Consider the following 13,653-nt stretch of genomic DNA (forward strand, 5'->3'; position numbering starts at 1 on the left):
CATTCCAAAAAGTGAAATTAAATTCCACTAGACGGAATAAGAGGAGCTTCATCTCCAAAAATAAGCTAAAGGAATGAATGACACAATGAAAAATCGCAGTGCACTGGAAATATACAACGAAGGGGGTGCTTGGTGGGAGACAGAGATTAGTGATATTCAGAAAAACTCCATTGAGCTACGAGGGTATCCAATTGAAGAGCTCATTGGCGAATTGTCATATCCACAGATGCTTTATTTATTGCTTGTCGGAGAATTGCTGGATGATTCTAAAGCTGCCCTTTTTGAGAGTGTTCTTGTCGCAGGTGCAGACCATGGGCCAAGGGCACCGTCTATTGCAACAGCAAGAATGGCCGTTACGTGTGGCATTTCATTTAATTCCTCTGTAGCGACAGGGATGAATCTATTAGGTGATATTCACGGTGGTGCCGGCGAAAAGGCGATGTGTATGCTGTACGAGGCAAAATTAATTTACGATGAAAACAAAGATATAAAATATGCTGCAAAGCAAGTGTGTCAGTCTTGGTTAGCCCGTAAAGCCAAGATACCAGGTATCGGCCATCAGCTGCATGATGACGATCCGCGGGTGAGGCGTTTATATGAATTGAGTCAGACCTATGTCGAGCACGGTCATATTAGCGGTATTTACTTGAGGTTAGCGGAGGCAATCAGGCACGAACTTGAAAACCGAAAAGGGAAAAAAATAACGATGAACATAGATGGCGTATCAGCTGCGATTCAATGTGAATTAAACATCCCGGCTGAAGCAGCAAAAGGCATCTTTTCCTTATCAAGAGGAATGGGCATTGTGGCGCATGCGTACGAGGAGCTGACAAGGGGAGCCCTCGTGAAAGGACCTTGTCCAAATGAAGAAAGACTGGTTCGTTACGTTGGGCATGGAACGCGGCATTTGAAAGAGGGTGAGACAATTTGAGTCAATTGAAAGCGTTATCATATGTAGGTGGAGATTGGCTTGAAGCAAATCGTGAAAAAGAGGACATCATCAATCCGTACTCTGGAGAGACAATTGGCACATCTTATTTAGCGTCAACAGGAGATATAGAACACGCACTTACTGTTGCACAGCAAATCAAAAAACAACTAGTGGGTATGTCAGCGTTAGATCGTTCGATTCTTTTGAAAAAAGCAGCTACATTGCTAGAAGATCAAAAAGAATATTTTGCGAAACTCATTTCTTTAGAATTAGGAAAGCCGCTTAAAAACACACGAGATGAAGTCTCACGATCTATTGAAACGTTAGTGCAATCAGCCGAAGAAGCCAATCGATTAATAGGGGAGACCATTCCTGGTCATGTATCATCTCGCGGACAGGGAGCAATGGCGATGACATTTAAAGTGCCAGTTGGTGTGGTGTTAGCCATTACTCCTTTTAATGCACCACTCAATCTCATTTGTCACAAAATTGGTCCTGCTTTTGCAGCAGGGAATGCCATTATATTAAAACCGGCTCCGCAAACATCAGCGGTTGCCACAGCATTTGTCAAACTGCTGCTTGAAGCGGAATTCCCTGAAAAAAGCGTGCAGCTCATTATCGGTGGAGTAGATGCCGGAAGACAATTAGTGACGGATGAAAGAACAAATCTTGTTTCTTTTACCGGAGGCGCAGTTGGCGGAGAACATATTTCTAATTCCGCTGGATTGAAAAAGGTACTACTAGAGCTTGGTGGAAATGGAGCTACTATTGTCCATCATGATGCGGATATTGAAAAAGCTGCATCCCTTTGCGCAAAAACGGGTTTCAGTAATTCTGGTCAAAGTTGTATTTCCGTTCAACGAATTTATGTCCACAAGGAAATCCTGGCAACATTTACTGAGACACTAAAAGAAAAAGTGGATCAGCTCATCGTTGGAGATCCGCTGTCCAGTGAAAGCGATATCGGCTGTATGGTTGATGAACAAGCAGCAAAACGTGTAGAAGTTTGGATACAAGAAGCAGAGAAAATGGGCGCTAGCATCATTTCTGGAGGACAAAGAAATGGAGCAAGCGTTAGACCAACCATTTTGCTCAGCCCACCAAAACAGGCCAAAGTCGTGTGTGAGGAAGTATTTGGTCCGGTTGTCAGCATCCTTCCTTATGAAGATTTAAATGAAGCGATCAAAGAAGCAAATGATAGCCGCTACGGTTTGCAAGCCGGAATCTTTACGAGCCAGCTGGCTGTAGCGTTACACGCAGCGAAAGAGCTTGAAACTGGGGGCGTGATCATCAATGGGACATCGAATTTCAGATTGGATCACTGGCCATATGGCGGTATTAAGCGAAGTGGTATTGGAAGAGAAGGTCCACGTTTCGCCATTGAAGAGATGACGGAAACCAAAATGGTCGTCCTTCCAGAAGGGATATAAGGGGGAAGCAGGTATGGATGGAAATGCATTTCAGCACAAGCTGAAAGTCGTGCAGGCAGGTGGTCGGCCGATGGTTTGTACACCATTAATAGGACAAACAAAGGAAGAACTGCTTCATGAACTAGAGGTATTAGCCGAGAAGAAACCCGATGTGATTGAGTGGCGAGCTGACTTTTTTACGAACCTCCATGATAAGGAACAAGTAATAGAGACCCTTCATTGGATGAAAGACAAGGCGCAGGGAATTCCAATTTTGTTCACCATTCGTTCTGAAAAGGAAGGCGGCGAACCAATATCGCTTTCAACGGAAGAAAAGGTAACGCTGCTTGAAACGCTATGTGCCACTCAACTTGTGGAGGCCATTGATTATGAATTGATGCATGATGAGAAATTTATGCAGAAAGTCAGTCAAGCGGCCAAAAAGAATGGGGTGACCTTGATTGTCTCTTATCATGATTTTGACAGTACGCCTGAAGTCGCTCGTCTCGTGCAAATATTCGGTAATGCGGAATCGGTTGGCGCTGACATTGCAAAGGTAGCTGTGATGCCGCATTCATATGAGGATGCATTAAAGCTGCTCTATGCAACCAGTCATGCCAAAAATCAATTGAAGGTGCCTCTCATCTCAATGGCAATGGGAGAGTATGGAGCTTTTACAAGAATGATTGGCGGACTTTTTGGGTCAGTCATGACCTTTGCCGTGGGGAAAGAAAGCTCAGCCCCTGGTCAAGTCGCAATACAAGATTTGAATACCGTTTTATCTGTTGTGTTTTCAAAGAATGAGTGAGTAGTAGAGTCATAGCTGCACCAAGAGAGGAGAGAAATATGAAAAAGAATATATCATCACAGGTCATTCAGTATTTAGAAAACCGGGGAGTCGAGCATATTTTTGGCCTCTGCGGTCATACGAATATTGCTTTTCTATCAGCGCTTGAAAAAAGCAGTATCAAATTTGTGAATGTGAGACATGAACAGATTGCTGCACACGCGGCAGATGGATATGCAAGAGCGAAGAAACAGACATCTGTTGTTCTCAGTCATTTAGGACCGGGACTTACGAATGCGGCAACAGGAGTGGCGAATGCAGCACTTGATTCCATTCCAATGGTTGTTATTGCAGGAGATGTCCCAAGTCATTACTACGGAAAGCACCCACATCAAGAAATTAATCTTCATTCCGATGCTTCTCAATATGAAATTTATCGACCGTTTGTGAAAAGAGCATGGCGTGTCGACATTCCAGAATTATTCCCAGAGATTTTGTCAAAAGCATTTCAGTTAGCCGAAAGCGGCCGTCCTGGACCAGTACTCATTTCAGTTCCAATGGATGTGTTTTCAAAAGACTTAGATGTTTCCCTATTTAAACAAATGGAACAACATACACACACAATAGAAAAACCATCCATTGATGATCATACGGCAAATCGTATCATGGACCGATTACTGCAGGCTGAAAAACCACTTTTATATGTAGGAGGAGGCATTTTACTAGCCGATGCTGCGGAGGAATTAAAGGCATTCTCTGAGCACCTCAGTATCCCTGTTGCCCATTCATTAATGGGGAAAGGAGCGATGCCGGATAATCACTCAATGACCCTTGGAATGACCGGGTTTTGGGGCACAAAGTTCATCAACGATCAGTGTAAAGAGGCGGACTACATTTTCGCCTTGGGAACACGTTTTGCTGAAGCGGATGCAAGTTCTTGGGAATCGGAATATACATTTAACTTCTCAACAACCAAGCTGATCCATATTGACATTGACCCGAATGAAATTGGACGGAACTATCCAGTAGAAATTGGAGCTGTAGCTGATCTCAAGCAGGCGTTAACCGTGCTGAACCGTGTGGCGAGAGAAAGACTGCCAGAAGGTCTGGATCGACCTGAATTGAAAAAAGACATTGCTGCATATCGTGAGGAATTTCGGAAGAGCAATCTGACGAATATTCAAGATGAATCCTTCCCGATGAAGCCGCAGCGTATTTTGCAGGAAGTACGTGAAGTATTGCCTGCAGATGCTTTTATTACAACCGATGTTGGCTGGAATAAAAATGGAGTAGGACAGCAATTCTCTGTGTATACGCCAGGTACGATTTTAACACCAGGTGGGTTTGCGACGATGGGATTCGGAGCACCCGCAGCACTTGGAGCAAAGGTTGCTCAGCCTGATCGTGTCGTTGTGTCACTTGTTGGAGATGGCGGGTTTGGCCAAAACCCATCTGTTCTGGCAACAGCCGTGGAAGAAAACATTCCTGTTGTGTGGATTGTGATGAACAACAGTGCGTTTGGGACGATTGCCGGCTTACAAATGGCACATTATGAGACGACTTATGGCACGGTCTTTAGAAAAGATGGTGAGAGCTATTCTCCTGACTTTGCCGCCATTGCTAGAGGTTATGGAATGAAAGGAATAAAAATTACCTGCGCTGCTGAATTCAAAGAGGCATTAGCTGAAGCAATTTCATCCCAAGAACCGTGTGTGATTGATGTGGCAATGAAAAATGATCCTGTGCCTACTGATGGGCATTGGAATATCAATGATATTTATTCACCAAATACAAAACGCTCACACGTCAGTGTGAATTAAAAAATGGGGAGGAATTATCAATGAAAATTAAAGTATTGAATCCGTTTAAAGATGGGCATCCATTATGGTTAGGTTTAGATCATCCTGAAGAGCAAATGATTCGGAAAGTATTTCAAACCATTACACCAGATACGGTTGGATCGGAGCATATGATGGCAGGTCTCACCATTTTTGAGCCGGGGGAAGCAAGCTCTGTTCACAATCACCCAGGTTCAGAGGAATTTGATTATGTGATTAAGGGGTCTGGCGAGGTCATTTGTGATGGAGAAAAACAGTCCTTTAAACAAAATGACTTTATGTTTATTCCAGATGGTGTCTCGCATCAGCATGTGAATACAGGGGATGAACCTTTATGGCTCATTTGGCTGTATACACCACAAGGACAACTGCCAAAGGATTAAGAAATCAGCCCAAGAAGCTCATCCTTCTAGCCTTCAAGGGTTTTTAGGTCACACTGAAAGAAGACAAAGGGCTAAAACAGGCAATATTTTAGCCCTTTATCACATGAATGAAAGGGAGTCACGCAATGAATAAGAATACACCACTTGAAGGATTGAAAATATTGGACGTTTCGACGATGATTGCTGCACCCTATGGCGCAGTTCTTCTAGGGGATTTTGGTGCAGAAGTCATCAAAGTTGAAATCCCTGGAAAAGGAGATACGCTTCGGCATGTTGGTCCTTTTGCGGACGGTGAACCGCTAAGATGGTCAGGACTATCAAGAAACAAAAAATCCCTCACACTTGATCTTCACAAAGAAGAAGCGAAAGATATTTTTAAAAAGCTTGCAGCGCAGGTCGATTTGATTATCGAAAATTTTCGTCCAGGAACACTTGAAAAATGGGACGTTGGGTACGATGTATTAAAGGAAATCAACCCTCGTTTAATTATGATTCGTGTATCAGGCTATGGACAGACAGGCCCATTTAAGGACAAGGCGGGGTTTGGAACCCCTGCGACGGCGTTTAGCGGCTTTACGTATCTTCAAGGGTTTCCAGATCGCCATCCAGTCAGTCCGTCCTTTTCACTGACAGATTACATTGCGGGTATCTATGTGGCGTTTGCCGCTGTGACAGCCATGTATTATCGGGATACATATCCAGAAGGTACCGGGCAAATGGTGGATCTAGCACTCTATGAGTCTGTTTTCCGTATGCTGGAGTTTTTGGTTGCAGAATATGACAAGCTTGGCAAGGTACGCGAACGTTCACCAGGGCTAAGCGGTCATTCGAGTCCTGCTGGCACTTACGAAACAAAGGATGGGCATTATCTCGTTCTAGTAACGAGTACAGATTCGACCTTTAATCGACTGGCAGAGGCGATGAATCGATTAGATTTACTAGAAAACGAAAAATTCTCCGTAAATGCAGCGAGGCTGAAGCATAACGATGAAATGGATGCTATCGTCTCTCAGTGGATTGCATCCAAATCAAGGGATGAGGTATTGGACACTTTAGATACTCATGGCGTACCTGTGAGTCCGATCCTCAGCATTCGGGATATCTTTGAACATCCGCAATTCAAAGAACGAGAAAATATCGTTGAAGTTCATCATCCTCGGCTTGGAAAAGTGAAAGTACCTGGCATCATTCCGAAGTTTGAAAAAACACCAGGGAGTATCCGCCATATTGCACCTGATTTGGGTGAACATAATTATGAGATTTTAACGAACATGCTCGGACTGACAGAAGAAGAGTGCAAACAGTTAGAAGAAAAAGGAGTTATTTAAGGACGCTCAACCGATCCGCACAGTGCGGAAACAAAGGAGGATGGTTATGAAAGTGCATTCAGAACTGAAGGGGAACGAACTGCAGCCCGCTTATTTGAAACCAACGAAAGCCCGTTTTGGTATATTGATTCTGTTGTTTTTTATTACGGCCATTAATTATATTGATAGAGCCAGTGTGTCCATTGTTGCTCCAGCTATTCAATCTTCCCTGCAATTAAATCCAGCATTATTAGGCCTGATTTTTTCGGCGTTTAGCTGGACGTATACAGCCATGCAAATACCAGGCGGCTTTATTCTTGATAAATTCGGATCAAAGGTTACGTATGGGATTTCGCTCATTACTTGGTCTATTTTCACTGGCTTACAGGCGTTCGCAAACAGCTTTGCTTTTTTATTCGGCTGCCGTTTGTTTATTGGAATTACAGAATCTCCAGCATTCCCTGCCAACAACCGCATTGTGACAACGTGGTTCCCTAGAAGAGAGCGGGCTTTTGCTACAGGCGTTTACACTGCTGGAGAATATGTTGGCCTAGCTTTTGCAACTCCTCTTCTTTTTTGGATCATGACCACTTTCGATTGGAGAACTGTATTTATCACTGCAGGTGCGCTCGGTATTATATTTGCTTTTTTTTGGTATAAGTATTATCACGAACCGAAAGAACATCCGAAAGTCAATGAAGATGAGCTAGAGTTGATTCGTCAAGGGGAAGGGCTGACAGTGGCCTCACAGGAGAAACTGAAATGGGCAGACTTTGCCGCCCTTTTAAAATATCGCAAATTGATTGGGCTCTATATTGGTCAATTTTCTGTGGCGTCCACACTCTTTTTCTTTTTAACATGGTTTCCTACTTATTTAGCTGAGGCGAAAAATATGGCGTTTCTAAAGGTAGGTTTTGCAGCTTCTCTTCCATACATTGCGGCATTCTTTGGAGTGCTGTTTGGCGGTTATGTATCCGATTGGCTGCTCAAAAAGGGTGTATCTGTCAATGTGGCAAGGAAGCTGCCTGTCGTTGTTGGTTTGCTCCTGACAAGTACCATCGTGTTGGCGAATTTCACGACAAGTATTCCGCTTGTACTGACCATTTTGTCCATTGCTTCCTTCGCACAAGGGCTGTCAAATATCTCATGGACCATGCTGTCTGAGGTAGCGCCGAAAGAGATGGTAGGCCTTGCTGGAGGCGTGTTCAACTTTTTTGCTAATTTATCTGGGATCATCACACCGCTGATCATCGGTTTGATCGTATCCGTGACAGGCTCGTATAACGGAGGTATTTTATTTGTCAGCCTTGTCGCATTAGGCGGGGCGTTATCCTACATATTTATCGTAGGTAAAATTGAACGCATCCAATTAAAACCATAGAGTGAAAGAGAGCTCATCTCAGTGATGAGCTCTTTTTGTTATGAATAAAAGATGACGGTGATAACCGTTGCGCATATGATTCCCATACTGATGTAAAAGCCAGCAAACCATATATTCCAGCGGGTGATACGATAAGGGTTGACCTTCATCAAATCTGCCAATAGCGAGACGGAAACATTAAATGGACTAAACATGACCGTCGACGTTCCAGCCGTAATGAGTACAATCGCGATAGGCAGGGCAGGGAGCTCATGAATGAAAGGTGTTAACATGCTTACTAACAGAGCAAGCGACACAAGTGGATGGAAGCCGCAAAGTGCAGTGATCAGAAAATATAAGCCAATGACACAATAAACCCAGATCGAATGGTCTGATATACTGACAATAAATGCTTGGATAGGCTTTAGACTGTTAGTAACGAGGAGCATATCGACAAAGAAACCGGCACTTAAAAATAGACACATATAATTGGAGAGATGACTGGTGCGCTCCTTCCAATGAGGAACAGAGACGGCGACATATTGTTTCCGTTTTTTGATGACAGATGAGAATAATAGAGCAAATGGAATAATCGCTAACACAACGGCGAATAAATAACCTTTCCCAACCCATCCATCAACTAGCGAGACGACTGTGATAAAACTCAGCAGCATCAAAGCGAGCTGAAGGGTTTTTCGCTTAATTCTCTTTGGGTTGGTACGTGTATCCTCTAATTCGATGATACCCGGTAATCGCTTGCTCTGGCGAGAAAACAGGAGCCAATCCGTCATCAATACAATCAGCATTAAACAAAAGGTAACAGGTGCAATTTGATAATATTTCAGCTTGGTTGCATCAATGGTCACACTCACCAGCACTTCAACAGGGCTCCAGCTTAGGCAAAGCGCATAGGACCTTAAGAGATTGCGCGTATAGAGCTGCTGTCTGACATGTTCTGTAAGGGAGTCCAGTGAAGGTTTTAAAGAGGTATATAGTAAGGGAATGGTGGCGATATTTAAAAACATTCCAAGGACATGCGTCACAAATGAGCTCTTTCGATAGAGCTGTTTTGTGCTGGTTGTATGTAAGGTGAGCAGCTTATTTAATTGTGTATCAAAGTGTCCAACATGTATGAGAGAATGAATAAAAGGCAACATGAAAAACAGAGATAGTAAGCCTAGCATGGAATGAAAATGGAGAAAAAACGTATGCAAAGGCTGGTCAGATAAGAAAAACAACACCAAACCAATGAAGAGAAACATAGAACCAGTTTTCAAATAAAGCCCATTGGCCTTCTTGAGAGAAATGGTGAGCGAAGCGACAGCCAGTAAACCGACAAAATAGGAGAGAATGGGAGCAGGAAATAGTTGATTGACGATGTAAAAACTAATCAGAAGTGTATAAATCATCACGTACATCAGAACATCTCCTCCGACAAACAGCATTGATTGTTTTGGTTCCATCTAGTGGAATTTGTTTTCTTATAATGGAATATTTAAAATGGATTATAGCAAAGTTGGCTGTTCATGTCGACACAGAAATCAAAAGGAAAAGGAGAAATTGAACATGGCTGATAAAAAGTCAAAAGAAGAATCGGGACTGCGTACCGTTCAGCGGGCTTTGGATATTCTTCATTGTTTTAGCGAAGAACGGCAAGAGCTGACGCTAACGGACATTTCAAAAGAGATGAATTTAGCAATGTCTACCACGACGAGACTGCTCAAGGCACTTGAAATGAATCATTTTGTGGAAAAGAACCAAGATACACTCAAATATCGACTCGGTCAAAGGCTTTATCTGCTCGGTTACATTGCTGGGAAGTCCATCAAATTGAGGGAACTGGCAAAGCCGCTTATGTACAAACTTCGTGATGAAACAAAGGAAACCGTCAATTTATATGTGCTAGATCATACAAGCCGGATTTGTATTGAACAAGCTGAAGGGCTGCAATCCATCAGGCATCTTGTCAAGATTGGTGAGAAGCTGCCATTATACGCAGGTGCTGGTGGAAAGGTTTTGCTTGCCTTCCAAAGCGAAGAATTTCAGCAAAAAGTATTCATGTCTGAGGCTGAAAACGTGAAGAAAGATGACTGGCAAAAGGAATGTGCACATATTCTTAAGGCGTATACTGCTTGCAGTATTGATGAACGGGAGGTCGGATCTGCGGCAGTGGCAGCGCCGATCTTTAACATTCATGGCGAGGTGCAGGCATGTTTATCAATATCTGGTCCAACTCATAGATTTACTGAAGAAGTCATTCCTCAGTTGCAGCAAAAAGTGAAGGAACACGCCCAAAAGCTCTCCGAACAGCTCGGTTACGTTGTCAAACACAATTTTTAAGAATGCCTATCTTTTCACAGCCCATTTATCATATAATAGAAACATTATGTAGCATTCCTTGTCGTAAGGAGGACGTGTCACGAACATGAAAAACAATAGAGAAATCCCTGTGAGACAGCGAAATATTGTCCTCATTGGCTTTATGGGCGTTGGTAAAACAACCATTGGGCAGCTCGTCGCCAAAAAGTTATATAGAGATTTTATTGATGTCGATCAGGAGATTGAGAAAAAGTACAACATGACGATTCCAGAAATGTTTCAGCAAAAAGGAGAAGCTTTCTTCAGGCAGGCTGAAAAGGATTATATCGTCGATTTATGTGAACATACACAGCTGAAGATTGTGTCCCTAGGGGGCGGTGCGTTCAAACAGGAAGAAATCAAACGATCCTGCTTGAAGCATTGTACGGTTCTTTTCCTTGATTTATCTTGGGAGAATTGGAAGCAGCGGCTGGATATTTTAATCGAAAACCGCCCTGTTCTTCATAACCGGTCGATTGACGAGATGAAAGAGCTGTTTGAAGAGCGCCGGGAAATTTATGCCCTTCATAACTCAAGAGTCGAAACAGATCATCTAGAGGCTGAGGAAGTTGCCAATTATATTGTGGACACACTCAAGCTTGGCTGGGATTTATACTCGAAATAAAAAGTCTACCGTCTAGGGTAGACTTTTTTCTATATAGAAGAGGGCTAAACAAACGTTTAATTAAACACGAAGATTTCGTTTTTTAATATAAGTCTAGACGCTGATCTGTCATGACAGGAATTTGTTGTCTCACTTCATCCACTAGCTGAAGATCAATTTCTGCATAATGAATGTCTTCGTCATGGCTTGTTTCAAGCAGTATACGGCCGAGTGGGTCAATCACCATGGAATGTCCAGGGAATTCAGTGTCCCTGCTTGTGCCCGTCCGGTTGACAGCAATCATAAAGGATTGGTTTTCGATGGCTCTTGCGATGAGCAGGCTGCGCCAATGGTCCACTCTTGCTGACGGCCATTGGGCGGTATTGACGAGCACTTTCGCACCTTTGTTCACAAGTGTTCTAGAGAGCTGCGGGAAACGGAGATCATAGCAGATCATCGCGCCGATCTTCACATCTTCACCATAGTCAAATAAACCAAGCTGATCACCAGCGGTTAAATAGTTGTGCTCATCCATTAAGCGGAATAAATGAATTTTATCATAATCTAATACAAGCTCACCTTGGCGGTTAAACACATACATCGTGTTGGTGATGTCTTCATTTTCTGCACGCTTATTCAATACACTTCCTGCGATTAGATACACTTGGTGCTTGCGGGCAAAGGAAGAGAAGAGCTGTTTCGTGCGTTCTCCGTTTACATCGGCGAGCTGATCTGCCTGTTCTAGCGCATATCCGGTATTCCACATTTCGGGTAAAATGATCAGGTCAGGCTGTTGACGGATCGCTTCTTCTAAAAACGCTTCTGCTTTCTTAAAGTTCACATCAGGTTTTCCAATTTGTACGTCCATTTGGATAAGGGCGATTTTCATGACGGTTCCTCCTTTATTCGTTTGCGTGCAAATGTAAAAATTCATGAATGATCCACCTTCATGAATGAATGTATAGGCTGATCCTGCCTGAGAGCATCTAGGCTTCAAGCCAGTTTCTTTATCATAAAGGTTTATGTCATCTTTGCCAATAGAAATGTCAGAAGGTTTCGTCTATATTGAGAGAAGAGAGTGAAAAGGACTGTCTATGTAAGGAAATCAGTGATATGATACATATAACTAATAAAACAAAGGGGAATAGTATGATATGCAATTGTTCGATTTACCACTAGAAGAGTTAAAAGGATATAAACCAAAGAAAACAGCACGTCCTGATTTCTCTGCCTTTTGGAAGACATCGCTTGAAGCATTGCATCAAGTGGAGCCGAAAAAAGCACTTGAACCTTACGACTATCCAGCAAAAGGGGTCAAAGTGTACCGCCTGACGTATCAAAGCTTTGGGCATTCTCGTATTGAAGGCTGGTATGCTGTCCCGGATCAAACAGGTCCGCACCCAGCACTTGTTCAATTTCATGGCTACAATGGCAGCTATGACGGCGGCATTCATGACATCGTCAACTGGGCGCTGCATGGCTATGCGACGTTCGGAATGCTTGTTCGCGGTCAAGGCGGCAGTGAGGATACGGCGGTAACACCAGGCGGGCACGCATTGGGGTGGATGACAAAAGGCATTTTATCAAAGGATACCTACTATTATCGCGGCGTTTATTTAGATGCGGTTCGTGCACTTGAAGTCATTCAGTCCTTCCCAGAAGTTGACCAGCACCGCATCGGCGTGATTGGCGGAAGTCAAGGGGGCGCATTAGCCATTGCAGCTGCAGCACTTTCAAACATTCCGAAGGTCGTTGTGGCTGATTACCCTTATTTATCAAACTTTGAACGTGCAGTCGATGTGGCCTTGGAGCAGCCTTATTTAGAAATCAATTCATACCTTCGAAGAAACAGTGATCCAGAAGCTGAAGAAAAGGTATTTGAGACATTAAGCTACTTTGATTTAATCAATTTAGCCGGTTGGGTGAAACAGCCAACATTGATGGCGATCGGTCTGATTGATAAAGTGACACCGCCATCTACTGTATTTGCGGCATACAACCATTTAGAAACTGACAAAGAGCTCAAGATTTATCGGTATTTTGGGCACGAGTTCATACCCGCTTTTCAAACAGAGAAGCTGTCCTTTTTACAAAAGCATTTGCTTATATAAAAAAGAAAGAGGCCGCTCAGCGTGAGGGCCTCTCAGCGTTTAGACAAACCCTCGCATTCGTTGTCAGTCCTGCGCGCTGGTGCTCACGAATGTCAAATTCGCTCCGCGCCAGTGCTCGTTCTTCCTAGACTGCAAAGGTTTTCTATCACGCTGAAAAGAAGACAAAGGGCTAAAATAAAGATCATTTTAGCCCTTTGTCAACAATCTGAGAGGCCGCTCAGCGTGAGGGCCTCTTTTTCAATAACTCGTGTTCTGTCTTGTTTTTTCATCAGGCACTAAAGCAGTGATGATGAGGACAAGAGCTGTGATGATATGCAGGATGAATCCGAGAATCGGAATCCAGGCCAGGCAGGATGTGACAATTCCGATGATACTTCCAATCATTGGTCCATGGTCTCGCTTCGATAAGACGAGTGTGATAATATGCAGAATAAGCATGACCATGAGCGGTGTGTAGCCATTGCTGATGACAAATAGTCCTCCAATCACAGGGATGGCAAGGCAGGCTTCAAAAATTCCGGTGATCCATTTCATGATGCGAGATATAGACATCAGATCCAACTCC

Annotated in this window: 13 protein-coding genes; 10 read left to right on the forward strand and 3 right to left on the reverse strand. The window is 43.4% G+C overall.

Features of this window, described 5'->3' with window-relative positions; all coding sequences use genetic code 11:
• The first annotated feature begins 73 nt into the window (after positions 1-73).
• The 7 genes from R0K30_RS08845 (at position 74) to R0K30_RS08875 (ending at position 8,036) form a co-directional block, all read left to right on the forward strand.
• Entirely contained in the window at positions 74-931 is an 858-nt protein-coding gene (locus R0K30_RS08845) for a citryl-CoA lyase (protein WP_410610172.1), read from the forward strand.
• Positions 928-2,361: an aldehyde dehydrogenase family protein gene (locus R0K30_RS08850; protein ID WP_410610174.1), complete on the forward strand. Its 1,434-nt coding sequence runs from the start codon at positions 928-930 to the stop codon at positions 2,359-2,361. Before R0K30_RS08845 ends, R0K30_RS08850 begins: the two co-directional genes overlap by 4 nt.
• Before the next feature lie 13 nt (positions 2,362-2,374).
• Complete coding sequence (gene aroD, locus R0K30_RS08855) at positions 2,375-3,148, forward strand: type I 3-dehydroquinate dehydratase (protein ID WP_099726117.1); 774 nt, start codon at positions 2,375-2,377, stop codon at positions 3,146-3,148.
• A 38-nt stretch (positions 3,149-3,186) separates the two neighbouring features.
• Entirely contained in the window at positions 3,187-4,947 is a 1,761-nt protein-coding gene (locus R0K30_RS08860) for a thiamine pyrophosphate-binding protein (RefSeq protein ID WP_249705161.1), read from the forward strand.
• A 20-nt stretch (positions 4,948-4,967) separates the two neighbouring features.
• Positions 4,968-5,348: a cupin domain-containing protein gene (locus R0K30_RS08865; RefSeq protein WP_099726115.1), complete on the forward strand. Its 381-nt coding sequence runs from the start codon at positions 4,968-4,970 to the stop codon at positions 5,346-5,348.
• Positions 5,349-5,473: 125 nt separating this feature from the next.
• Complete coding sequence (locus R0K30_RS08870) at positions 5,474-6,676, forward strand: CaiB/BaiF CoA transferase family protein (protein WP_410610178.1); 1,203 nt, start codon at positions 5,474-5,476, stop codon at positions 6,674-6,676.
• Between the two features lie 46 nt (positions 6,677-6,722).
• Positions 6,723-8,036 (forward strand): MFS transporter, encoded by a 1,314-nt coding sequence (locus R0K30_RS08875; RefSeq protein ID WP_410610180.1) that lies wholly within the window; start codon positions 6,723-6,725, stop codon positions 8,034-8,036.
• Positions 8,037-8,074: 38 nt separating this feature from the next.
• On the opposite strand, the gene R0K30_RS08880 is transcribed toward R0K30_RS08875, so the two are convergent.
• Positions 8,075-9,433, reverse strand: coding sequence for a hypothetical protein (locus tag R0K30_RS08880; RefSeq protein WP_257213604.1), 1,359 nt, complete (start codon positions 9,431-9,433; stop codon positions 8,075-8,077).
• A 148-nt stretch (positions 9,434-9,581) separates the two neighbouring features.
• On the opposite strand from R0K30_RS08880, the gene R0K30_RS08885 reads away from it, so the two are divergent.
• Positions 9,582-10,355, forward strand: a complete 774-nt coding sequence (locus R0K30_RS08885; protein WP_099726112.1) for an IclR family transcriptional regulator — start codon at positions 9,582-9,584, stop codon at positions 10,353-10,355.
• An 85-nt stretch (positions 10,356-10,440) separates the two neighbouring features.
• Positions 10,441-10,998 (forward strand): shikimate kinase, encoded by a 558-nt coding sequence (locus R0K30_RS08890; RefSeq protein WP_099726111.1) that lies wholly within the window; start codon positions 10,441-10,443, stop codon positions 10,996-10,998.
• A gap of 82 nt (positions 10,999-11,080) precedes the next feature.
• On the opposite strand, the gene R0K30_RS08895 is transcribed toward R0K30_RS08890, so the two are convergent.
• On the reverse strand, positions 11,081-11,866 hold the full coding sequence (locus R0K30_RS08895) for a carbon-nitrogen family hydrolase (protein WP_099726312.1): 786 nt from the start codon (positions 11,864-11,866) through the stop codon (positions 11,081-11,083).
• A gap of 265 nt (positions 11,867-12,131) precedes the next feature.
• Here R0K30_RS08895 and R0K30_RS08900 point away from each other — a divergent pair, with 265 nt between their 5' ends.
• Positions 12,132-13,088 (forward strand): acetylxylan esterase, encoded by a 957-nt coding sequence (locus R0K30_RS08900; RefSeq protein WP_367308271.1) that lies wholly within the window; start codon positions 12,132-12,134, stop codon positions 13,086-13,088.
• 237 nt (positions 13,089-13,325) lie between these two features.
• Here the strand turns inward: R0K30_RS08900 and R0K30_RS08905 are convergent, their stop codons facing one another.
• Positions 13,326-13,640, reverse strand: coding sequence for a hypothetical protein (locus tag R0K30_RS08905; protein WP_099726109.1), 315 nt, complete (start codon positions 13,638-13,640; stop codon positions 13,326-13,328).
• Positions 13,641-13,653: the final 13 nt, after the last annotated feature.

The organism is Bacillus sp. SIMBA_154, assembly GCF_046536015.1.
GTDB classification, from domain to species: domain Bacteria; phylum Bacillota; class Bacilli; order Bacillales; family Bacillaceae; genus Bacillus; species Bacillus pumilus_P.